General features: G+C 36.0%; 26 protein-coding genes and 2 pseudogenes. 11 read left to right on the top strand and 17 right to left on the bottom strand.

The features are described 5' to 3' along the window. Positions 1-110: 110 nt before the first annotated feature. Positions 111-383, top strand: coding sequence for a hypothetical protein (locus C9I86_RS02605; RefSeq protein WP_080155947.1), 273 nt, complete (start codon positions 111-113; stop codon positions 381-383). Positions 384-447: 64 nt separating this feature from the next. On the opposite strand, the gene C9I86_RS02600 is transcribed toward C9I86_RS02605, so the two are convergent. After that, entirely contained in the window at positions 448-900 is a 453-nt protein-coding gene (locus C9I86_RS02600) for a protease inhibitor I42 family protein (protein ID WP_107275536.1), read from the bottom strand. Positions 901-1,088: 188 nt separating this feature from the next. Here C9I86_RS02600 and C9I86_RS02595 point away from each other — a divergent pair, with 188 nt between their 5' ends. From C9I86_RS02595 to C9I86_RS19995, 4 genes are all read left to right on the top strand, one after another. Continuing rightward, positions 1,089-1,286 carry a YwbE family protein gene (locus tag C9I86_RS02595; protein WP_080155945.1) on the top strand — a complete coding sequence of 66 codons (198 nt, stop codon included), beginning with the start codon at positions 1,089-1,091 and terminating at the stop codon, positions 1,284-1,286. Between the two features lie 115 nt (positions 1,287-1,401). Beyond that, positions 1,402-2,172, top strand: a complete 771-nt coding sequence (locus tag C9I86_RS02590; RefSeq protein WP_369924878.1) for an endonuclease — start codon at positions 1,402-1,404, stop codon at positions 2,170-2,172. 128 nt (positions 2,173-2,300) lie between these two features. After that, a complete protein-coding gene (locus C9I86_RS02585; RefSeq protein ID WP_107275535.1) occupies positions 2,301-2,981 on the top strand; it encodes a class I SAM-dependent methyltransferase in 681 nt (226 codons plus the stop codon). A gap of 331 nt (positions 2,982-3,312) precedes the next feature. After that, the gene (locus C9I86_RS19995) at positions 3,313-3,483 is read left to right on the top strand and encodes a hypothetical protein (protein ID WP_158258910.1); all 171 of its coding nucleotides are present in this window, start codon (positions 3,313-3,315) and stop codon (positions 3,481-3,483) included. A gap of 218 nt (positions 3,484-3,701) precedes the next feature. Here the strand turns inward: C9I86_RS19995 and C9I86_RS02580 are convergent, their stop codons facing one another. From C9I86_RS02580 to C9I86_RS02570, 3 genes and pseudogenes are all read right to left on the bottom strand, one after another. Then, entirely contained in the window at positions 3,702-4,436 is a 735-nt protein-coding gene (locus C9I86_RS02580; RefSeq protein WP_080155942.1) for a hypothetical protein, read from the bottom strand. 148 nt (positions 4,437-4,584) lie between these two features. After that, positions 4,585-4,740, bottom strand: a pseudogene (locus C9I86_RS19990) (DUF6559 family protein); the annotation flags it as partial. Positions 4,741-4,803: 63 nt separating this feature from the next. Beyond that, a complete protein-coding gene (locus tag C9I86_RS02570) occupies positions 4,804-5,442 on the bottom strand; it encodes a nuclease-related domain-containing protein (protein ID WP_107275534.1) in 639 nt (212 codons plus the stop codon). A 222-nt stretch (positions 5,443-5,664) separates the two neighbouring features. Here C9I86_RS02570 and C9I86_RS02565 point away from each other — a divergent pair, with 222 nt between their 5' ends. Beyond that, complete coding sequence (locus C9I86_RS02565; protein ID WP_080155939.1) at positions 5,665-5,925, top strand: helix-turn-helix domain-containing protein; 261 nt, start codon at positions 5,665-5,667, stop codon at positions 5,923-5,925. Positions 5,926-5,936: 11 nt separating this feature from the next. Here the strand turns inward: C9I86_RS02565 and C9I86_RS02560 are convergent, their stop codons facing one another. Then, on the bottom strand, positions 5,937-7,043 hold the full coding sequence (locus tag C9I86_RS02560) for an alkene reductase (RefSeq protein WP_107275679.1): 1,107 nt from the start codon (positions 7,041-7,043) through the stop codon (positions 5,937-5,939). A 135-nt stretch (positions 7,044-7,178) separates the two neighbouring features. Between C9I86_RS02560 and C9I86_RS02555 the strand changes: the two genes are divergently transcribed. The 3 genes from C9I86_RS02555 to C9I86_RS02545 all read left to right on the top strand — a co-directional run bounded on the left by C9I86_RS02555 (position 7,179) and on the right by C9I86_RS02545 (position 10,124). Then, a complete protein-coding gene (locus tag C9I86_RS02555) occupies positions 7,179-8,099 on the top strand; it encodes a LysR family transcriptional regulator (RefSeq protein WP_107275533.1) in 921 nt (306 codons plus the stop codon). A gap of 40 nt (positions 8,100-8,139) precedes the next feature. Then, positions 8,140-8,355, top strand: a complete 216-nt coding sequence (locus C9I86_RS02550) for a DUF3653 domain-containing protein (RefSeq protein WP_107275532.1) — start codon at positions 8,140-8,142, stop codon at positions 8,353-8,355. 146 nt (positions 8,356-8,501) lie between these two features. Beyond that, entirely contained in the window at positions 8,502-10,124 is a 1,623-nt protein-coding gene (locus tag C9I86_RS02545; RefSeq protein WP_107275531.1) for a DUF262 domain-containing protein, read from the top strand. 139 nt (positions 10,125-10,263) lie between these two features. Here C9I86_RS02545 and C9I86_RS02540 read toward each other — a convergent pair whose 3' ends face one another. The 5 genes and pseudogenes from C9I86_RS02540 to C9I86_RS02515 all read right to left on the bottom strand — a co-directional run bounded on the left by C9I86_RS02540 (position 10,264) and on the right by C9I86_RS02515 (position 13,969). Further along, on the bottom strand, positions 10,264-10,536 hold the full coding sequence (locus tag C9I86_RS02540; RefSeq protein WP_241956834.1) for a hypothetical protein: 273 nt from the start codon (positions 10,534-10,536) through the stop codon (positions 10,264-10,266). 162 nt (positions 10,537-10,698) lie between these two features. Continuing rightward, positions 10,699-10,905 (bottom strand): hypothetical protein, encoded by a 207-nt coding sequence (locus C9I86_RS02535; protein WP_107275529.1) that lies wholly within the window; start codon positions 10,903-10,905, stop codon positions 10,699-10,701. A 9-nt stretch (positions 10,906-10,914) separates the two neighbouring features. Then, entirely contained in the window at positions 10,915-11,595 is a 681-nt protein-coding gene (locus C9I86_RS02530; protein WP_146142620.1) for a hypothetical protein, read from the bottom strand. A 608-nt stretch (positions 11,596-12,203) separates the two neighbouring features. Further along, positions 12,204-12,392, bottom strand: a pseudogene (locus C9I86_RS02520) (helix-turn-helix domain-containing protein); the annotation flags it as partial. Positions 12,393-12,607: 215 nt separating this feature from the next. Then, on the bottom strand, positions 12,608-13,969 hold the full coding sequence (locus C9I86_RS02515) for an ISNCY family transposase (protein ID WP_107275677.1): 1,362 nt from the start codon (positions 13,967-13,969) through the stop codon (positions 12,608-12,610). Between the two features lie 245 nt (positions 13,970-14,214). On the opposite strand from C9I86_RS02515, the gene C9I86_RS02505 reads away from it, so the two are divergent. Next, positions 14,215-14,580: a regulator gene (locus C9I86_RS02505; RefSeq protein ID WP_107275527.1), complete on the top strand. Its 366-nt coding sequence runs from the start codon at positions 14,215-14,217 to the stop codon at positions 14,578-14,580. 255 nt (positions 14,581-14,835) lie between these two features. After that, positions 14,836-15,051 carry a DUF3653 domain-containing protein gene (locus C9I86_RS20245; protein WP_241956833.1) on the top strand — a complete coding sequence of 72 codons (216 nt, stop codon included), beginning with the start codon at positions 14,836-14,838 and terminating at the stop codon, positions 15,049-15,051. A 37-nt stretch (positions 15,052-15,088) separates the two neighbouring features. Here C9I86_RS20245 and C9I86_RS02495 read toward each other — a convergent pair whose 3' ends face one another. The 7 genes from C9I86_RS02495 to C9I86_RS02455 form a co-directional block, all read right to left on the bottom strand. Continuing rightward, entirely contained in the window at positions 15,089-16,393 is a 1,305-nt protein-coding gene (locus C9I86_RS02495; RefSeq protein ID WP_107275525.1) for a hypothetical protein, read from the bottom strand. Positions 16,394-16,604: 211 nt separating this feature from the next. Then, the gene (locus C9I86_RS02490; protein WP_107275524.1) at positions 16,605-17,867 is read right to left on the bottom strand and encodes a secretin N-terminal domain-containing protein; all 1,263 of its coding nucleotides are present in this window, start codon (positions 17,865-17,867) and stop codon (positions 16,605-16,607) included. A 4-nt stretch (positions 17,868-17,871) separates the two neighbouring features. Then, on the bottom strand, positions 17,872-18,927 hold the full coding sequence (locus C9I86_RS02485) for a zonular occludens toxin domain-containing protein (RefSeq protein WP_107275523.1): 1,056 nt from the start codon (positions 18,925-18,927) through the stop codon (positions 17,872-17,874). A gap of 28 nt (positions 18,928-18,955) precedes the next feature. Next, complete coding sequence (locus C9I86_RS02480; protein ID WP_107275522.1) at positions 18,956-19,324, bottom strand: DUF5455 family protein; 369 nt, start codon at positions 19,322-19,324, stop codon at positions 18,956-18,958. Beyond that, entirely contained in the window at positions 19,324-20,937 is a 1,614-nt protein-coding gene (locus tag C9I86_RS20130; protein WP_199190733.1) for a hypothetical protein, read from the bottom strand. Before C9I86_RS20130 ends, C9I86_RS02480 begins: the two co-directional genes overlap by 1 nt. 68 nt (positions 20,938-21,005) lie before the next feature. Continuing rightward, positions 21,006-21,251, bottom strand: coding sequence for a major coat protein (locus C9I86_RS02460; RefSeq protein ID WP_107275519.1), 246 nt, complete (start codon positions 21,249-21,251; stop codon positions 21,006-21,008). A gap of 238 nt (positions 21,252-21,489) precedes the next feature. Beyond that, entirely contained in the window at positions 21,490-21,807 is a 318-nt protein-coding gene (locus C9I86_RS02455) for a hypothetical protein (protein WP_107275518.1), read from the bottom strand. Between the last annotated feature and the right edge of the window lie 18 nt (positions 21,808-21,825).

Genomic DNA, 21,825 nt, shown 5'->3' with positions numbered 1-21,825 from the left:
TTAAACAAGCAATAACGGGTATGTTTAATTACATAATTTGATCTTCTCTATAAAATAAATATTAAATGGAAGATAAATAATTACCCGTATTTTACAAAAAGGGATCGCCCATGAAAAAATCAACGAAATCTGCATTGGTGGTACTTGGCGGAATCGTAATCTGTAGCCTAGTGTTTACAATGATCAAAAGTGAGCAGACCAAAAATAATGGCACGACAGCGCAACAGACAACACCAGCAACGCTAATAAAAAACAAGCCGTATAAATGCAGTGATTTTGATCCTAAAACTGGAGGATTAAAAGGTTGGACAGCGGATATGGGAATAGGGCCTGTAATACCCGAACAGTTACTTCCAAAAGATTGTCCCGCGCTTAAACAGTAGTCTTATATACAAAGCCCTCAATCAAAAGGGCTTTGTTTTTACATTAGCATAAATAACACGTCTATTACTGATGGACAGCAATCGTAATAGTTTTAGTTTCCCAATCTTCTTTTTCCCAAGAGCGACCATAATTTAATTTTAATTCACCGACTCCCTTTGTTACCGCTTTAAAAGTGTAAGTTCTTAAACCACTACAACCTGTCATGCCTTTCTGACACTGCTCTGAGTTGTGATAATCAATACTCAATAGCATCAATGCATTTGGCATAGAACGTAATGCCCATGAAAAACCCGTAGAAGGACTTGCTGGTAGGCTTAACTGAAAAGTTTGATTAAGCTTAATTTTTACCGCTTGTTTATTATCAGTTGGCAAGCAAGTATGTTGTGGTGTTTTACTATAGTCGCCCGTTACAATGCTTGTAAAACCCGCATCACAGGTTGGTTGTGATGTTTGTTCTGCCGCAGCCACATTGAAACTCATCAATCCTAAAGCTGCGACTAATCCAATATATTTCATATCCTTTGACCTTTATTTATCTGGCTTATTTATCTTTTAATACTAGCAATAAACCCTTACTCAAGGCTGTATCAATAAGCTACTTCCGTTAATTGTGTATATTAAATAATCATCTTTTAATATTAAGTTGCGTTTTACTGTAAAAACTCAATAATACAATTTCAAAAATTAAAAACAAAAGAGTCAATATGTCAGGCACTAACCGTTCAAATATCCACGTTGGATTAGATGTACAAATTGTATTAAAGCAAGATCAACGTAGTGGAAAACTAACATCAGGTACGGTAGAGAAAATCCTCACTAATTCTCCCACACACCCACATGGTATTAAAGTACGTCTAACCTCAGGCGATGTAGGGCGTGTAAAAGTGATCGTTTCCGAATAAGCCCCGTTTAACTATTACTAATTTTTAAATAACTAGGCCAAAACTATAACGCTTTGGTATTTCACCGCGTCAGTCTATTGACGAATTAAACGCGCCTAATAAAAAAGAGAACACCGTGAACCGAACTAATATTATTCTACTCAGTGTGGCACTATTGCCGACGCTTGCATTTGCACAATCGCCACAAGGTAACACAACTAACCAATCATTCAGCAAAGCAAAAAAAATCATGCAACAGCAGATTTATACTAACCCTGTTGATATGAAAACTATTTACTGTGGTGCTGATTTTAATAATAAAAAATACGTTACCTTACCATCTGGCTTCACGACAGACGTGTATAAAAAGCGCGTTAAACGTTGGGAGGCAGAGCATGTAGTGCCAGCGGAGAACTTTGGTCGCTCATTTTCAGAATGGCGTGAAGGCGCAAAAGTGTGTGTTGATAGCAAAGGTAAATCATTTAAAGGCCGTAAATGTGCTGAAAAAGCGAATGCTGAATACCGCTTAATGCAATCAGACCTTTATAACCTATATCCAGCGGTGGGTGCAGTTAACGCAGCTCGTCAAAACTACAACTATGTCATGTTGCCAAAAACAGTCAGCAAAGACTACCGTTCATTTGGTAGCTGCGACATGATCATTGATAAAAAAGACCATGATGCACAGCCACCAGAACGCGCTCGTGGTGTTATCGCGCGTACTTACATGTATTTTGACGCAGTGTACCCTAGCTACAAAATGAGCCGCCAACAACGTCAGCTTATGAGTGCATGGGACAAGCAATACCCAGTATCAAAATGGGAATGCCAACGCGCCGCTAAAATCCAAAAGATTCAAGGTAATGTCGATCCTATCTTAGCTTCACGCTGCAAAAATATCGGTTAATATTACTGTTATAAACCGTATCTAAATCCACATTTAACGATGTGGATTTTTTTATATTTGATTTATGACAACTCAACAATAGCAATTACAATGGAGCAATAAATTCATCGTAATAAAAAGGGATCACAATGTCTGAATTATATTCAAAACATGCGGCTAAATATGACAGCATGATTCAAACCAATATTTACAATGCTATGTATGATTTTCCCAGCATGACAGCACTAATCGGTGACGTTACAGGGCTTGATATTGTTGATCTTGGCTGTGGTTCTGGTGTTTATGCGCAATATTTTATTGATAATAATGCAGCTCAAGTAACATGCATTGACGCATCACCAGAGATGATAGACATAGTGCAGACCAAACTGGGCGCTAGGGTCATATCACAAGGGTTAGCAGTAATTGAGGCGGGTAGTGCTGATCGGGTTATTAGTGCCTTGATGATACATTATCTTGCAGACCTTAATGCGTTATGTGCAGATGTTAGCCGCATTCTAAAACAGGGTGGAGAATTTGTATTTTCAACTCACCATCCCTTTGCTGATTTTAACGATTCTGCATCTGATAATTATTTTCAACGTGAACTAATAACGGATATGTGGAATACCGTTGGCGAGCCCGTTAAAGTCCAATTTTATCGTCGTGCATTAAGTGAGATAACCACCGCACTGACAGATAATGGCTTGATGATCAGCGCATTAACTGAAGGTCAGGTGTTAGAACAAGCAAAAACGATTTGCGAAAAAACCTATCATTTCTTATCAACTAAGCCAAACTTCCTATTTATCAAAGCAGTAAAAGTCTAGTTAATTTTAGTTCTGTGTATCTTACTATGGATGCACGTATTGCCTCTGCTTTTTATAAATTGTTAACAACAACCAATATTCGTAATGCCAATGTTATGATCTTGGTGGAATTATCGACCACTGATAGCATTGATAACAAGCGTTAGTTATCAAAAACAAACTAAACTATATTAATATTTCATTATTTGTAGTCTTATATGCTACGCTATAAATGTAACGAGCTAGAAATACAATAGCATTGAGCATTTACTTAGTTAAACTATTGTATTGATATATAATTTAACCGTAGTAATACAACAAATAACATCATTTATCGGAGTACCATTTATTAATGAGCAGCAATCGTAGAACCCAGAATCAATTAGCTACACTTACAAAAAAGCTTTCTAAGTTACAAGCCATGTCTAAATCTACTAGAGATGGTGCAAGTAAAGCACGTTACACTGCCGAAATTGAAAAAATTGAAATAGAGCTTAGTAAGCTTAAAGAAACTGAAGAATAGAATCTTTCTATTCATGACGTTTGGCCTACTACTATTTCGACAATAGTAGTAGGTTAGTCAACCGTGTAATTACCGCCGGTGTTACTCACGCATACCCATCGCAAGCAGCATTTTTCCTAAAATCCGCACTGACTTTTAACCACTTTATTGTTCAACGTAGATCAAGCCGTTTTCATTATTGCTACTGTTATTTATCCCCTACAGCGGATAAATGAGGGCTATAGTATCGCTGCACCAACAGAGAAATTTTTATCAGTATGCGTCATTATTGCTTGAGTGGTTTCTTTTATGCTTTTGTTTAAAAGAGGAATAAATTTGTAATCGAGCTTATAAGCGATAATTGAAGGTGCATTCCCAGAGAGAGAGATCACACTATCAGAATTAGAACCCCATACTTTTTCTGTTCCAACCAAATTATTTAAGAATACCTTTGAAAGTGGATTAACATTAATAGGATAATCTTTTGCCTCAATGTATTGACCATACTTAGAGCTAAGATGATTAACTAAACTGGCATAGAAATACTTTTTTTCTTCTGGGGGTAGACCGCTAACGAAAAAAGTAACGTTTACTTGATAAAGTGCTTGAGATTGACGAGTAAAAAACAAACTGATGTTTGCACTTTCTCCTGCAACAGTTGCTCTGTAAGAATAGGTTCGTGCATCAGGGTTACTATTAATGTGTTTTTCATTATATTTACCATAGATAAATGAAGAGCCAACATTAACAGCGAGTTGCCTTTCTTTAGCTTGTTTTTTGAAAGCTAAAATATTCATACCGTATTTCCAACCATCAAAAGTCGCAAACTCACTCATTCCATAATCGTAAGCTTCTTCACATGGAAAATCTTGAAACGTTAGTTTACCATCAACAGAACACTTATAGATTTCTGAGGCAAATAAAGGGCAACTAATAAGCATAAAGCCCATTAAAAGCAGTTTGTTATACTTCATATTCATCCTTGAATTAATATCACACAGTCCTTAATAAACACGAAGCATATTATTGCATCGTATGGAATGGTAGAAAATAGGGCTTGAATGATATTGCGAGTATAGAAACAATTAAGGCGCAATAAATGTAGAGTAGCTACCGTGAACGTTAATAACGACTCCCCATACCAAAGCGGTTTGACATGTCATCATCTATTTGACCACCTTTCCATCCACCGAAAACAAGAAGATTAAGCACATCCTGCCCAGTGTAATCATTTCCTTCAAAGAAATAGTGTGACACATCATTACGTAAAAATTTCAGAATTCCCTTCATAAAACCGTGAACAATTAGCAACATGAAGTGTTAGCCACGGATTTGTATTCATTATAAAGCCTGTCTCTTAGACAAATTCTGCAAATGTAATTTATCTGTCTGCTCATTATCAGGCAAACGCAAAAACGCCAAACGACCATAGCAAAACTGAATCCGATTTAAACTCATTACATTATCTTCATGTTGGTTCATCCAATCTCTAATACCATTTAATAACACCACATCTTTTGGACGTGGCGTTTTAAATTCGCCATCACCAGTAAACACCACTAACGACTTAACTTGATCAGTTGGCACAAAATCGAATAGGGCTTGAACTGCTTTGATATGTTTGTAATTTTGATGAATAGGGTTCTGAAACCGTGAGCGCTTTTTGAATAAAATTTGCATCCATTGTTTTTGTTTAGCATCACCATAAATCCAACCGCTATAATGCTTGGTTTCAATGACAAATACGCCTTTAGTGCAAATCAGAATATGATCAATTTGGGTTGTACTACCATCAATGGATAAAGTCACGTTATTGACGACAATCCCTGTCACTTGCTCATGTATTAAATAGGAATTTACGCTTTTTGAAACAAGACGTTCACCAATGTTTAGGGTGTGTCCTTTCTGTTTCTTATGACAAAAGACAATGCCGCAAATGAAAGCAACAAATAAACCCAATACATACCAAAAACTAAACATAATCAACCTCATAAAATATGAGCATAAATTTATCATTGCATACAAAAACTTACCATTAAATTAATGCATCAAGATTTATATGTTTTAAACACTGTGATTCAACACGACTGATTATTAAGCATGATATAAAGATAAAAGAGTCAATTGGTTATATAACTTATCCGCTGTAAGGGATAAAATTCAAATATCCCCTATAGCGGATATAAATAGTATGGTGACCCGATGCAAATAACATCAGCAAAAATGCTCGCAAATGCAGTAAGAGATCAACGAAAAACGCGTAATATCACCCAAAGCGAAACCGCTAAATTGGTCGGTATCAAACAAAATACAGTATCAGCGTTTGAAAATAATCCCGATGGTACAAAACTAGAAACATTATTTAAACTATTGGCAGCATTAGATCTCGAATTACATCTTCAGCCTCGTAATACCACCGCAGAGCCACAAACTAATACTCAAAAATGGAGTGAAGAGTGGTAAACATCAGTGTGTTAACCGTTGGTTTGATTAACCAATACAGGATAATCAGTATAACCGTGTTCATTCCCACCAAATAGCGTAGTGCCATCCAATTCAGCTAACGATTGTTGGTGTTGTAACCGCAAAACAAAATCAGGATTAGCAATAAATGGACGCCCGAACGCAACCAAATCAGCGTAGCCTTTATTAAGCACTTCATCAGCCCGCGCTTGAGTATAACTGCCCGCGACAATGATCGTATTGGAGAAATACTCACGCAACTCAATTCTAAACTGCTCAGGGATCACTGGCGCGTCATCCCAATCAGCTTCCGACAAATGCAAATAGCCAATATCACGGGCTTGAAGCTGTTTTGTCGCCTCTAAAATGGTCGGCACAATATCAGGGCAATTCATGTCTTTAAAGGTAATGAAGGGCGCCAGTCGAACACCCACTTTATGCGCACCAATCACATGACTTACCGCATCAACGACTTCTAATAAGAAACGAATACGGTTCTCTCTAGTGACACCGTAACTATCTGTACGATGATTAGAATTAGTACGTAAGAACTGATCGATAAGATAACCGTTACCACCGTGAATTTCGACACCATCAAAGCCTGCATCAATCGCACGTTTCGCAGCATGTGCAAAATTAGCCACCACCCGATCAATATCAGCTTGGGTCATTGCTCTTGGTTCAACACAATCAACCATATTGCCATTACCTTGTTCATCAGCAATCCACACTTTGGTTTCTACTGGTTTAAGTGCTGATGGCGCAATAGGTTTATCACCATTTTGAAAGGTAGGATGAGACACGCGGCCCACATGCCATAGCTGACAAAACATTGCCGCACCTTGCGCTTTTGCCGCTTGAGTAACCGTTTTCCAGCCAGCGACTTGTTCATCAGTATAGACACCAGGAGTGAACGAATAGCCTTGTGAATCATCTGAAATCTGGGTTGCTTCCGAGATAATTAATCCCGCATTGGCACGTTGTTGGTAATAGTTCGCCATTATCGCGTTTGGAATATTACCCGGTTGGCTACTACGCGCTCGTGTCATCGGTGCCATCACAATACGGTTTTGTAAATTCAGTGATTTAAGCTGTGTTGGTTCAAAAAGCTTGCTCATCATCGACATCTTCATTTCCTTTCTGTCTAATCTTGTTTTGATGATGTCAGTATATTGATTTGATAGAATTTGATAATTGGGTGAAATTTAAAAAGATTATTCGGGTAAGCTGAACAATAAACACAAGGAAAGGGCATGGATAAGTTTTCTGATATGACGTTATTTATCAGCATCGTCAAAAATCAAGGCTTAGCGGCAGCAGGAAGAGAGCTAGGATTATCGCCAGCAACCGTCACCGCAAGGCTGCAAGCATTAGAAGATCGCTACGGGGTTAAGTTGCTCAATCGCAGTACAAGGCATCTCTCTTTAACAGAATCTGGTGCAATGTATCATCAGGCCAGTTTAGACATTATCGATAGCGTTAAAGAGACAGAAAACTTACTCCAAACCGGTAGCCAAGAAGTGCGTGGAACGATAAAGATCGCAGCGCCCCGAGACATAGGCAAACAATACATATCACCAATAATTTCAGCGTTTTGCGAATTATATCCCGACGTTGTGCCATACTTATATTTAGACGATAAACTCACCAACTTAGCGGAATCAGGCATAGATATTGTTATCCGTTATGGCGAACTGGCAGACAGCAACCTAATCTCGCGCAAACTGGTATCCAGCAGACGCGTATTGTGTGCAACACCTCAATATTTAGCCAATAAAGGCACACCGATCACACCGCAAGATCTCGCTGATCATCATTGTTTAGCCATGGTACGCAGTAATGAAGAGCTGAAAACATGGCATTTTAGCGACGATACCCAACACAACGTTATAACCGTATTACCCAAACGATTTTCAGATGATGGCGAAGTGATTCGTCAATGGGCATTAGATAGCGCAGGTATAGCGTTAAAATCAATTTTAGATATTGAGCAAGACATTAAGCAACAGCGACTGGTCACCGTACTTGATGGATATATGAAGAACTTCAATGCATCGACATCATCAGCCAGTGCAGATTTAAATGTGATTTACCAAAGCCGCCAATACCAACCCAAACGGCTACGACTGTTTATTGATTTCTTGATAGCACGATTTGCTGGTAGGTTAGGGTAGTTGTCGTTATTATTTTTACTCATCGTGGGCAACACGTTTTATGAGAATGTACTCTTGCCGAGATTTATCACCCCTTGATGAAGATTGGCTGGGCTGGAAAATATCTAAAGGAAAGTTGATTACCCCTGATGGTTGGTCGTTAACACCAAACAAGATCATTATGGGTAATGCTCTCATAGAGATAGGGGCCGCTGATGAACTTCGTTTTCAGCGTGAAGTACTGAGAATAGCTCGGCTATTGAAGAAACTTAAATAATGTAAGAGCCTGTCGCTGACAGGTTCTTATTATAAATAAAATTTATCTCTTACATTTACTAACAATAATTAAGCACCAATAGTCTATCTGTTACATATTATCGCACTATATACTCCACATCTTTCTTAACTTGTGCAGAACAAAAAATGACTGAAAAGAGCAATGCCGAACTTGATGTAACATCTATACGTGTTCAAAAATTAGTAGAAAAAATTGAAAATGGTGCGATAAAAATACCTGAATTTCAAAGAGGTTACGTATGGAAATCACAACAAGTAATTGAGCTACTGGAAAGTATTGCAAAAAACTATCCAGTTGGCAGTATCCTTCTATGGGAAGCAGAAAAAGGCGAAAAATTACAGTCCTCTAGACATATTGCTGGTATTGATTTACCTAATGTACCTGATAAGTATCCAGTTCAATACTGCCTCGATGGCCAACAAAGAATCTCCACACTCTTCGGCGTTTTCTGGCAACATGCTAATTCAGCATTTAGCTCACAATATAATCCAGAGCAGGGTGTTTTTGAAGTCTATTACGATTTAGATGATGAGTGTTTTGTTCATGCACATGAACTTGATAATATTGATAATAATAGACATTTTTATCTTCGTGACTTATTAAGTAATGAAAAACAAATTGATGTATTTATGGCTCACAATTACCAAAAAGATCAAATGAAAAAGGTGAGTCAATTAGCAAGTAAATTCCTAAATTATGAAATGCCAATCATTCAAATCAGCAATAGAGCAATTCATGAAGTTGGTGTTATTTTTGAAAGAATTAACAATACAGGTGTTAAGCTAAACACCATGGATTTAATGACCGCTTGGACATGGGATGAAGAGTTCCACTTAAGAGATGTAATAGATGATCTTCTCGATGAATTAGAAGCTCATTGTGCATTTAAACTAGATAGCACTTTAATTCTACAAATTACTTCCTCGATTATTCATGACTCAACGTCATCTCAAAGTATATTATCTATTAATCCTACTGTATTTAAAGATAACTGGTCGTCAATTTGTACTGCTATAAAACAAGCTATTGATCATTTGTCTACTGATTTACTTTGCAAGTCGGGAAAATTCTTACCTAATAAACAACTTTTATGCAGTATGACCTACTTCTTCTATAAATGTCCTAAACCTAGTTCAAAACAGGTTGATGCACTAAATGCTTGGTTTTGGATTACATCTTTCAATCGGAAATATGATGGTGGTAACACAACACAAAAAATGGATCATGATTTAGTAATAATGAATCGACTTATTGCTGGTGATAAAGCTACTAGCCTTGATAGCTTAAAAATAACTGAGGAGATACTTATGAAATCAGTATTTTCAATTAGAAGTTCATTAACGAGAACAGTTCTATTGTTCCAAGCCCAATACTCGCCAATGGATCTAATATCAGGAAGAAAAATAAATATTGGAAAAGTTCTATCAAACTATAATAGAAGTGAATTTCACCATATTTTTCCAGATGCATTCTTAAGAAACACTTTAAATGTAAGTGATAAGAATGAAAGATATCGCTTATTAAATTTTTGTTTCTTATCATCAGCATCAAATAAAAAAATCAGTGCAAAGCCACCATCTGAATATTTTAAAACTTTAGTTCCTCAGCACAAAGTTACAGATATCGTTAACTCGAATCTAATGCCGAATAAACTATCAATTTACGCAGGCGATCAGATTAATAATTTTATGAGACAAAGAGCAAAATTAATAATATCTACAGTAAATGCTACAGTTAAAAATAAGTAGTTAAAACGGTAGTATCACTAAAAAGATTAATATTGTTAAAATTTTTTATATATATTAGTAAACAATATTTACTATCCTCGTCATGTGGATAACAAAAAAGCGCGTTATCCACAATCCTATTGAACAGTGGTACGCGCTTTTAGATCGGCACACCAGTATCATTGTTTCTTGATTCCTCACCAACCAAGCCACCAAGTATGATTGATTGACCATCTTTAGCTTGAATCACCGTTTGTATTTGGCGGTTATTGGTGATGATGTCGCTTGCTATATCACTATTACTGACACTGCTTGATGTTTGGTTAATGTTCATCAATACCGTATCACCAATGATATGCGGTGTTACACGCAGTGATACACCCACGTTCTGAGCAACAGTGATATAACCTTGCTCACGGTCAGTAATAAGCAAATATGTATAGCTAAATTGGAAAAGATGATAGATTGATAACGGTAACGGCTTATACGTGTTAGAGATTACCTCAGGGAATGAGAAATCACTAATTCAAACACGAGGATACTGAAGAACTTGTCATAAAAAAGCCGACAGAATTAGTCGGCTTAAATTCATAAATTAGTCTGGTTCATGACCTTTAAATATACCGTCATTATACATTTTATTATATAACTCAGATGTCAACTCAATTAATTCATATTGTTCATAATCGCTTGAGCAACTATTAATAAGATCTTGCCATGACTTAAAAGTATAAAAACCATCTATTTCAGTAAAAGTTGATATCATCTCTTCAGATATTTTATCATAGAAAACTTTTATCATAATTATTCCTTATAAAGATGCTTTATTAAAATTCCTAATAACTCTATATTTAATTAACTCATTTGTAGCTTCTATAAGCTCAATTCTTGCACCTTTATAACCAATTTTATTAGATGCTTTAAGATCATATTCGACATTATTGTTAAATGCAGGACGTGCTAAATTATTTGAAAATTCTCGATAACCAATATTTATTTTATTTCCAACCTTACCATTATAAATCAAAGTCTGTTGAAAAGAGTTTGTTGATAATACAGGTTTTTTTACTCGTTCAAACGTTGCATTTGTTTCACAAACCATCGCACTAAATGCGGTAATCACACACAATGTTGGTTTATCTTTATATACCATTACTGCCGACCAAGGATCTGCTAATACCGCTTTATCAATACGACCGCCATCGGTATCATTACTCGGCATATATGTTTCAGAATTACTATCATCCCCTTGCTTCAAATAATAACCAGGTAAAACATCATAAGCCCAACCAGCTCCTACAGTTTTAGATAAATATATTGCATCATGCTCAGAATATTTACCTTGTCTTAGCATTACATCACCGATATATGCAGTATTAATTGTATCTAAAGGTGGCTCACTAATTTCTGTCGTAATCGAAGTATAATTATAATCAGGAGATGCACACCCACCAAGAATTGATAGGAATGCAGCAAACATTAATTTTTTCATTTTAAATTCCAAAAAGGGATAGTATTAAGATAATCTAAATATTTTAAATTATATGCACCAGAGCTTCTATGATTAGAGTTAAATATTTGAGATTTATATATAATAATTACTAAAATTAGAGTAGATGGAAAATAACTAACCAGTCTATATACGTTGGCGAAGATCAAAGCAAAGAATGAGTAGGTAGACCATTCAAACAACTAGGATATGAACAACCTTGGTATGGCGGTGGTTAAAGCTAGCGATAAACAGAGGAGAAATACATTATTCTATCTTATCAATGTATTGCAACGTATTTCTTTAACTTACTGAACTTTATAAAAAGCTGTTGACCTACTATGTTCAGCAGCCAATCTGAGTTAGAAGTCTGAATAATCTTCATAGATAAAATTTATCCCTTATAGCGAATAATTAACAAATATCCTTTATAGAGGATAACATTGATATATCTCTTACAGGGGATAATTTAAGTATGGTGATGAAATACAAATAACATCGACAAAAATGCTAGCAAATGCAGTAAGATATCAACGTAAAGCACAGAATATAACTCAAAGTAATACCGCCAAATTAGTGGGTATCAAACAAACTACCGCATCAGCATTAATTTTATTGCCTGGTGATTGTCCGCGACGTTGATGCACTAAACCAACAGCACCAAGATCTCGATAGCGTGTTATTAATCGTTGAACCTGACGAACGCTGACATTAAGAAGCTGTGCAGCATCTTTACGTTTGATTCGTTTTTCACAAACATCACGAATTGTACCTAAGCGAAATATCTCTTTGTCATTCATGGTAACCAACATATTTTGTTTAACTCACATTGATCAGCAGATACTGATCACTATAGAAAAACAGGACATTTTAGCTTTGCAAAAAAGAGACACTTTACCTTGGGAGTTACAACCTATGTTTTCTCTCTTTTAAAATGTCCTCATTATTCCCCGATTAAAATGTCTCCTTTTAAAGTAGTTCATTGTGGTGAAATTGGGGTTATAGAGTAGGGAAGTCAGGGCTTTTTTCTGGTGCTGGGTTTAAATTGTTCTGGGTGAACTAACACTGGATTGATGGCTTCAAGTTGACGGATTGCCCGTTGTTGAGCGGTTCGTTTAGGGGCTTTTTTGCTGCGACTACGCTTTTGTTGTTGGTCATATTGTTGCTGTTTCGCTTGAGCAAATTTTAATACTACACCCAAACGTTTGTTATCGACTACCTGACCTTGATCGACTTCTTCGAGCTTATCAAATACCTTAAATTCTAATTTACGATGGCCGTATTGAATGGCGATGGTGTCATCTGGGCGATCTAGAACTTTAACAACTTGATGTACAAGTCGTTGATTTTCTTCTGTTGGGTCAATTAAATAGATGACTTTATCATATTGAAATGTCAGTGACTTTGATAATTTTCTTGGCTCTTGCCATGCAAAAATATCATGTAATTCATCTGTAGATTCACGTAATGGCCGATGCATGTCTTTAGGATATTGAGCAGCTTTAGCAAAACGTTGGTTAAAATCAGTGATAAAGTCGGGGAGCCACGCATTAGCTTGTTCAATATTATCAATGTGTTGTAAACGCATTTCTTTGACTAAGCGATCTTGTAAGGTTTTGTTGGCACGCTCAACACGGCCTTTGGCTTGAGAGCTGTTTGCGCAAATCAATTCAATGTTTAAGTCATGCAATACACGACCAAACTGAGTGATGCGGTTTGTTTTTGCATCCCGTTTATTGACATGAAACACCGCATGTCGATCGCTGTAAAAAGCAGTGGGCTTGCCATGTTGCTCAACATATTCGCGCGTGGCGACCATGTAATCAAACGCAGATTCTGTTTCACTAAAACGTAAGTTCATCAGTTTGCCGGTGGCATCATCAATGAAAACCAACAAACAACATTTGTCACTGCGACCTTCAAACCAATCATGATGTGAGCCATCTATCTGAATTAACTCACCATAACAATCACGTCGATGACGTCGATGACGTGGTTGATAAACACGAGGCTTACGTTTGAAATGTGGTACCCAAAGGCCATCAGCGATCATCCATTGGCGTAAGGTTTCTAATCCAATTTTAATGCCGTGGCGTTCAATCAGTTTTTCACGTGCTAACGTGGGTCCAAAGTCTGCGTAATATTCGTGGATGAGATTTAAAATACGCAGCCTATGATTATCATCATAACGATGATTACTTGGCACGCCGCGTTGTTGTGAAAGTAATCCGCCAGCACCGAACTGAGTAAAGCGTTTTACTAATCGTGATACTTGACGACAACTCAAGTTAAGTCGACGGGCAGCTTCAACACCAGTAATTTGTTTATCACAAACATCTTGAATAACTTTTATTCGGCTTAATTCATTTTCAGTCATAGTGAGCAACATTTATTGATTCCAGTTCATAGCAAAACCTATGATCTGAAGATAGTTCAACATGACATTTCTAACGGGTTCAAACCGGACATTTCTAAATGGGACCTACAACCTAAGTGCGCATTATGCTTGCGTTATGTTAAAGATGTTTCTATTTATCAATATGATTTACAACGAATTAATTACAAAGCAAAGCATAAATCCGCATTACTAAAAATAAGACAAAATAAGCAGGATATGATGCAATGAGAACTAACCTTACTCAAAACTATGTTTTCCGTAAATTCACATGTGGATTATCCAAAAGAGACACTGCTGAACTTTGTTTTAAAAGTGTGACCACCATCACACGATGGGATAAAGGAAGACCGATTCCTCCTGAATGTAAAAGGCTAATGCGAATATATAAAGGAATGGAATTGGCGACTATAAACCCCAATTGGCAAGGCTGGAAAATCAAGAATGGAGAATTAACAAATGCAGCAGGGATTTCGCTTAAACCTGAACAAATATTGACAGGCTATGCGTTACTGGAGATTAACTCAGAAAATGAAAGGGCGCTTAAGACTAAGATCATTCAAACAGCAAGGATGCTCAAGAACTTACCTTAATATAATTAATAACTTAGATATTGAAATATACAACTCATTATACATATAGGGCATATGACGAAGTGATAGAATTCTTTCTTTAGCAAAGAAATGAACAAAATCAATAAGAAACGCCACATTACTGATAATGAAATATTTCGATTCTACACCTGCAATCTAACTGTTGAGATGACAGCAAAGCTGTGCTTTAAGACACCTAAAACGGTTTTACAGTGGGATAAAGGTAAGACAATACCACCAATCTGTAGGCGTTTAATGAAAATGTATGCTTACCGAGATTTATCACCACTGGATGATGATTGGGATGGTTGGAAAATATCAAAAGGAAAACTGATTACCCCTGATGGTTGGCCGTTAACTCCAGATAGAATAATCATGGGTAATGCTCTAATTGAAATAGGAGCGGCTGAAGAATTACGTTTCCAACGTGAAGTATTAAGAACAGCAAGAATGATTAAGAAATTACCCTAAAAATAAAAGCCGACTAAAAAAGTCGGCTATTTATAGATTAATCTTCTTTATCCGTTTGTTTTGTTTTAATCGTAGGTTTTATATTTTGCATAAGAGATGAAGCAAAATCAGTAAATTCAGAAGTTGGTGTGTTTTTTACTTTATCATTAAAGAGTCTAATTGGATTAGCTCCCATACAATCAATAGATAATGATAGTAATTTCTTTTGTAAGTCTTCATCAACATCTTGAACTTGTTGGTTATATCCTTCAAAAGCCATTGCTGATGCTGCCTTAAAAGCATAATCTTCTTGAATACGAACTAAATAATTATTACGTTGGCTATTACTCCATGCGATCCAAATAAAAGGGGCAATAATAGGTAACTTAATCAAAAAATCTTGATAATTAAAGTCACCATTACCAAATCCACTGATCTTTAATAAATAGAAAGAAATTGCCCCAATTGCAATTAATGCTATATTCATTATATTTGAAGATTTATTTATTGGTGATGTTAATTCTTCTTTTCTTTTCAAAAAGGAACTAGCCATTGATGCACGATTTGCATCAGATAATATTGCATTAATCTCAGCGTTCAAATTATTAATCTTTTCTTGTACTTCTTCTGAATATTTATTTAACTCATCTATATTTGAAACAGATTCATTTAAGCTCTCCAATTGAACTTTAGATGTTTTTGTTAACATTTCAAATTTAACTTCAATATCTGATATTTTTTCTTTTTTATCAGATATATATTCTTTACTATCTATTACATCATTATAAATTTCATTTAATTCAGATTGCTTCAATTTTAAATCATCACAGGTACTAGATACAAATTCTTCAGAGTTTTTATATTCATCATGAAATGCAATAATTTCTGACTCTACTCTATTTATATTATTTGACATTAAATCTAAAGATTCACTTAATGTTTTATAATTAGTTAAAATACCATTATATGTATCAATAGAATCTTTTATATAAATTAAATCGGCTTCATTCCTAATTGCCTTTGTTACAACAAGAATATATGTTTCTTTAATTTTACTCGTCATATTAAATACATTTTCTAGAAACAGATTAAATTCTTTTTCTTTATTTGAAAACGGTCTATTAAGATCTTTTAAATTTTCATTAGCTAAATTAGATATGTGAATTAGATTTCTTTTAAGAAAAACAACTTCAAATGAGTCTGGTTTTGTTTCTAACTCTTTTAATAAAGAATGAGCTTCATCTAGACAATCAATAATTATAATTTTATTAATACCATTAAAATTATAGATATTATTGTCGTCTGGAAGTGTCTCTATTACTTTTGTCTTTAACCTAGTAATTGTTGATTTAGCATGCTTCATTTTATTAACTAGCTCATAAAGTATCTATTTAAATTAGTGATGTTATTTTACATTAATATAAATAGATTGCATATGTAATCATATAAGACATATCACGTCATGTGGATAACAAAAAAGCGCGTTATCCACAATCCTATTGAACCGTGGTACGCGCTTTTAGATTTGGCCTCCGGCCATCAAAGTTTTCTTTTTTTGTTTTTTAAAGCAAAAGCTAGATGATGCTGACCTTTATCAATACCGATAACTGATTATTGATCTCTCTGTCTGATGTTGAGCCAAAGAGCGAGCCTATTAGTGGTATATCTTTTAGGATCGGCACTCCCGTATCATTGTTTCTTGATTCCTCACCAACCAAGCCACCAAGTATGATTGATTGGCCATCTTTAGCTTGAATCACCGTTTGTATTTGGCGGTTATTGGTGATGATGTCGCTTGCTATATCACTATTACTTACACTGCTTGATGTTTGGTTAATGTTCATCAATACCGTATCACCAATAATATGCGGTGTTACTCGCAGTGATACACCAACATTCTGACGCTCAATTTTTTGGATCGTATTACCACCATCGGTAACTTCACTTGATACCAAAAACGGTACGTTCTGACCAACAGTGATATAACCTTGCTCACGATCAGTAATAAGTAAATGCGGTTTACTCAACAGCTTAGTTTTACTGTTAGTTGATATGGCATTAATCAGGCCGTCTATGTCACCACCTTTAAAGATGATACTACCACCAGTAAGAACGCCCTCAGTTTGCTTGGTGATCACCGAAAAACCAAAATCACCCAACATCGCGTTAAGATTTACGCCAACTTCTTGTCCATCATTAATCTGTGACTCAACAACCACCGCTTGAACGAATATCTGCTTTCGACGTACATCAATACGCTGTATCAAGTTATCTATCTGAACAATTTGAGAGGGTGAACCCGTTACAATCAAACTATTAGCATGAGGTAACATAATGATGCTATATGCGGTTTGAGTCTCACCAGTATTGGTGCTGTAGTTATCTAATAAGGTTTGGATAATAGGGGTAACGCTTTTATTGTCGATATGCAGTAAGTCATAAAACTTGGTCTTTGGTGGTACAACATTGATGTTTCTTACAACAACTTCTGTTTGACCAGGCATTAATAATTCTTGGCCCAATACTTGTGGTAATGGATCGCCCACACGTAACAATGACACTTTAAAAATATTGCCGTTCTTTTCTAATCGAAAACCGTTACTTGCTAATACTGTTTCGATAAAAGGGTAGAAGTCATCTGCATCAAGTGAGGGAGCTGAGAACGTCACCGCACCTTTAACACCTTCCGAAACAATAACGTTCTTATTTAATGATGTACTAAACCATTGTACAAACTCAGCAATTGGCATGTTTTGCGCTTCAAAAGCATCAATCTTTTTAGCTGCATAGGTATTGAAAGAAAAGGAGAGTAACAAAATAACAATGATAGCTTTCATGGTATTACCTACACTTGATTAACGATTCAGACTGCCCATTAGAGAGCTTTAACGTACAGGCATTGATTGATACAACATCAAAACCAATATCCTTAAGTTGAACGCTTGAAATGCTAGTACCATCCGAATCCTGCAAAGAATAGGTATAAGGTTGATTTGGCATTTTGTAATACCCCACAATCTTATAATTAGCATACTCAGTTGGAGATATTTTCAAAACTTCCGCTTCTGGCGGTGCATTAAACTCAAGCCACAACAATGACAATAAGCAGCCGCCAGCAAAGCAAGTTACTTTCTTAAAACGTTTAAAATATATCTTAGTAATACGCATGATATTTCTAAATCCATACGTTACGCGGTAACGATAATGTGTATAGTAAGGTGGCAGGTATGAATACACGCCATGATCGTAGTTACTGGTAAATATCTGTGAGGTGTTATAGGCGTTGTAAAGGCCAGAGCCGAAACATGTCCATTTATCAACCGTCATTGAATGACGTTCAGTGCCATACTTCACCACGCCAACATGCATTTTAGGTAACTTCAATTGTGTACCCGTGATCATGCGATAGAGTGAACCAATAAACGGGATCGTCATGCGATCAGTACGACGACAATAAACCACATGTTCAGCAAACATTACCCGCGCTTGCTTATCCAGTACTGATAAATCTTGAACTATAAAGCCTATATCCCAACCACGTTTGCGGGCGTGGATGATCCAATCTATAAGATCCTTTCGACCTTTATCATTCCAATCACGGCTATTAAACCAAGTACCACATTCATCAAGTAGTAATAGGCCGTTACGTGATTCATCTTTAATACCACGAGCAATTAAAGGATGACCTAAACCGATAGCATTCAAATCAAATACACTCGGTTTATCAGGAACGCGCATTACTCGGCACTTTTTAGCTTGATGCCTTACTAACCAATGCAGGTTTAAATCAATATTAGTGGCAACAATACGATCTTGATTTAAGTAATCACGTACCTTAGACACTGACATAATTGATTTACCACCACCCAATTTTCCTGTTATTACATAAACAGCCATATTGAATAATCCTAAAATTTAACGGTAATTAATGGCTGATTGCATAAACAACCCATGCTTTCCATTCCCATACCCAACGAATTAAACGCGCACTAAATAGCACTGAAGCACAAGCGGTAAAATTAGTTGGAGCAATAATTGATAAACCTATTGCAATCTCAGGAGGCATAAAGAAATTGATTGAAAATAACAGTGTTTCAATAGTGGTATAAGCTAAAACCGCTGATGCTGTAATCATTGAAATGATCACTAAATTCATTGCGACTCGTCGCGTAAAAAACTTAATGAAAAAAGTAAATAATGATGTAGCGACAGAAAACAACCCAGCAACAAGAGCAGGGAACTTTGCCATCTTGGCAATACCGCCAACAATAACAGGTAATAATTGAAAGGCCATTAGTACGGTTTCCTTGCAGGATTAGGAACAATGCCTGTAAACAAAATATCTATTAACGTCAAAGCGGTATAGACATAAATAAAGAAGCCAAATATATCTCTAAACTTTTGAAACTTTGCACAATCAATAGTGAAATAATCACCAAACGATAAGTTCTGACACTTTGATGGAATCGGAATCAATTGATTCGCAAACTCTTTGACATTATTAAATAACGCCTCTGTCATTGGAGTATCAACAAGTGCTGTTTCAATTGTCTCCTCAACAACCTTCTGATATTCATTAAGGTTATTATTCGCTAATTCATCAGAAGAATTAGCAAGATTAGAGAGGTGATCATGACTTAAATCATTTAACGTCATTTCTCTATGAAAATCCTGTATTCGATAAGATAACTCATTTAACCCCTGAGCATTTTTATCACCAAGTTTAGTTAATAATTCAGTTAATTCATCCCCCTTAACATGATCTTTATCTTTTAAAATGGATTCATCAATATTTGATAATAATTGATTAGTCAAATTTGAATTATCAGTTATACCTGATAATAATTTATTCGAATTATCCGTTTTAGTACCAAGACCTGTTAATAAATCATTAGACACCAATTGATTATCAATCATTTTATTTTGATTAGCTGATTGTAATTTCAGTTCATCATTATTCTTTTTAATTTCATCTGTAATACGCTTAGTATTTGCATTTGCTGCTTGATTAATAGAGTCATCAACATTATTTAAATTAGAACTTATATTACTAATAATATTATTTGTATTTGTTGACGTATTATTTAAACCTTTTGTTAATGATGCAATATTTGACAAAGCATCGTTAGAAACATCAAGCGCAGCAATACCCACACCTAATAAAGTATTTGACTCAAGTGATGTAGTTAACGCTTTTGTTTGCACTTCCAATAGATTATTAACGGCAGGGCGACTATCTGCAATAGCATCTGTAATCGTGTTCTTATTACTATTAATCGCATCAAGTAAACCGCTTAAATCAATATCCCCAGAACCTCCGCCACCTGAACCACCACCGCCTGAACCTCCACCACCTGAACCACCGCCGCCACCACCTGAACCATCGTCACAGGGAGGTGAAGAACCATCAGGACAAAGTTCAGGTTCTGGCGGAGTTACTCCCACAATATCGCACGTACTTTCTAAACGTTCAGCTTCACGATTACATTGACCTGAGAACGTAGCTGTTTGAAATTCAGTTGTCTGAGATTCACATGCAGTTTTAGCCGCATCTAAATCAATCGAATATTGCGCAGAATCACAATAATTAGTTTCTTTACATTCACCGTTTATCAACTCAGTACCAACGGGACACTTAACATCAGCACTACAAAAGTAGTCATCAGAACCAGCTGCATACCAACCATCACCAGTAGACCTTTTGCGCAAGAATTTCCACTTGCGACCAGAAACCCAATGATCAAATTTATAACTGGCAGTCTGTTTCTCAACACACGATCTAATAGACGCCTCTGTATAAGTACCAGTACAACCAGCAACAGACGCACCAATTCCACCACTTCTACAAAGCAATTGAGCATTAGCATTCAAACTAAAAAATAAAAATAAAAATAATATTTTCCGCATACATCACCATTAAAAAAGGCAGCACAAAGGCTGCCGATTAATCAAATAAAACTTAATGGGATTAAATATTAAGAAGCAGATTTCTTTGCAAACTTCTTGAATAATGAGATACCAATAACGGCTACAGTTACCGAAATGGCAATAGGCCATGCCGCGGTCTCAAATTTTGTAACCAATGCACCAACTTGAACAAAAGCAGCATCAGCACCAGAAGCAGGATCAGCAGCAAATGCCGATGTAGAACAAACAGCAGAAGCAACTAATAGACCCGCTGCTGTTTTTTTAGATGCTAAGATGTTTTTAACGTTATTCATTTTGTAACTCCAGTTTATATTAATCACTTACAGAAACTTCTGTAAATCGTTTATAGGCGTAAATGCCAAACCCAAGACACCAACCAGAAAAGAAGCAAGCGCCATAGAATATTAAGAACTCGTTCATTATCTTTGACTGCCGAATATTGCGCCAAGACCGAGACATACAACACCTAACCCCCAATACAATGCATCAGATATAAATTGAAGTTGATCAGGTGTTAGGCTTTCCATTTAATTAAGCCTTTGTATCTAATGTTGGAATACCTAATAAATGATAACCACTGAATGAAACGTGCTTACCACCATCACCAGCAAATGATCGTTCAACATGCTGAATTTTAAATTCGACTTTTTTATCAATTAATTTAACCAAATCACTACCGCCACCGAATGCATCCCATAACTCAGGAGAAATACGCGCTTCAACCACTTCAGATGGATTGAATAATTGCAATTTCACGATCCCAGAATCACGGCTTTCGCCTGTATTGGTATTAGTGTTTGTTTTCTTTTCAATATCGTCTTTGTCATTTATGCGAGCTAGTACAATCATTATTTTTTCCTTATTTCC

This window comes from Photobacterium sp. NCIMB 13483, assembly GCF_003025475.1.
Taxonomy (GTDB): domain Bacteria; phylum Pseudomonadota; class Gammaproteobacteria; order Enterobacterales; family Vibrionaceae; genus Photobacterium; species Photobacterium piscicola.
The sequence above is the reverse complement of the archived record's forward strand: the minus strand, read 5'-3'. Positions and strand labels throughout refer to the sequence as shown.

Coding starts and splice junctions, on each gene's coding strand:
- C9I86_RS02550 (WP_107275532.1), top strand. CDS start 8,140: ATGAGAATGTACTCTTGCCGAGATTTATCACCCCTTGATGAAGATTGG.
- C9I86_RS02485 (WP_107275523.1), bottom strand. CDS start 18,927: ATGGCTGTTTATGTAATAACAGGAAAATTGGGTGGTGGTAAATCAATT.
- C9I86_RS02545 (WP_107275531.1), top strand. CDS start 8,502: ATGACTGAAAAGAGCAATGCCGAACTTGATGTAACATCTATACGTGTT.
- C9I86_RS02585 (WP_107275535.1), top strand. CDS start 2,301: ATGTCTGAATTATATTCAAAACATGCGGCTAAATATGACAGCATGATT.
- C9I86_RS02505 (WP_107275527.1), top strand. CDS start 14,215: ATGAGAACTAACCTTACTCAAAACTATGTTTTCCGTAAATTCACATGT.
- C9I86_RS20245 (WP_241956833.1), top strand. CDS start 14,836: ATGAAAATGTATGCTTACCGAGATTTATCACCACTGGATGATGATTGG.
- C9I86_RS02495 (WP_107275525.1), bottom strand. CDS start 16,393: ATGAAGCATGCTAAATCAACAATTACTAGGTTAAAGACAAAAGTAATA.
- C9I86_RS02480 (WP_107275522.1), bottom strand. CDS start 19,324: ATGGCCTTTCAATTATTACCTGTTATTGTTGGCGGTATTGCCAAGATG.
- C9I86_RS02570 (WP_107275534.1), bottom strand. CDS start 5,442: ATGTTTAGTTTTTGGTATGTATTGGGTTTATTTGTTGCTTTCATTTGC.
- C9I86_RS19995 (WP_158258910.1), top strand. CDS start 3,313: ATGAGCAGCAATCGTAGAACCCAGAATCAATTAGCTACACTTACAAAA.
- C9I86_RS02535 (WP_107275529.1), bottom strand. CDS start 10,905: ATGATAAAAGTTTTCTATGATAAAATATCTGAAGAGATGATATCAACT.
- C9I86_RS02555 (WP_107275533.1), top strand. CDS start 7,179: ATGGATAAGTTTTCTGATATGACGTTATTTATCAGCATCGTCAAAAAT.
- C9I86_RS02515 (WP_107275677.1), bottom strand. CDS start 13,969: ATGACTGAAAATGAATTAAGCCGAATAAAAGTTATTCAAGATGTTTGT.
- C9I86_RS02560 (WP_107275679.1), bottom strand. CDS start 7,043: ATGAGCAAGCTTTTTGAACCAACACAGCTTAAATCACTGAATTTACAA.
- C9I86_RS02580 (WP_080155942.1), bottom strand. CDS start 4,436: ATGAAGTATAACAAACTGCTTTTAATGGGCTTTATGCTTATTAGTTGC.
- C9I86_RS02455 (WP_107275518.1), bottom strand. CDS start 21,807: ATGATTGTACTAGCTCGCATAAATGACAAAGACGATATTGAAAAGAAA.
- C9I86_RS20130 (WP_199190733.1), bottom strand. CDS start 20,937: ATGCGGAAAATATTATTTTTATTTTTATTTTTTAGTTTGAATGCTAAT.
- C9I86_RS02490 (WP_107275524.1), bottom strand. CDS start 17,867: ATGAAAGCTATCATTGTTATTTTGTTACTCTCCTTTTCTTTCAATACC.
- C9I86_RS02565 (WP_080155939.1), top strand. CDS start 5,665: ATGCAAATAACATCAGCAAAAATGCTCGCAAATGCAGTAAGAGATCAA.
- C9I86_RS02460 (WP_107275519.1), bottom strand. CDS start 21,251: ATGAATAACGTTAAAAACATCTTAGCATCTAAAAAAACAGCAGCGGGT.
- C9I86_RS02605 (WP_080155947.1), top strand. CDS start 111: ATGAAAAAATCAACGAAATCTGCATTGGTGGTACTTGGCGGAATCGTA.
- C9I86_RS02530 (WP_146142620.1), bottom strand. CDS start 11,595: ATGAAAAAATTAATGTTTGCTGCATTCCTATCAATTCTTGGTGGGTGT.
- C9I86_RS02595 (WP_080155945.1), top strand. CDS start 1,089: ATGTCAGGCACTAACCGTTCAAATATCCACGTTGGATTAGATGTACAA.
- C9I86_RS02600 (WP_107275536.1), bottom strand. CDS start 900: ATGAAATATATTGGATTAGTCGCAGCTTTAGGATTGATGAGTTTCAAT.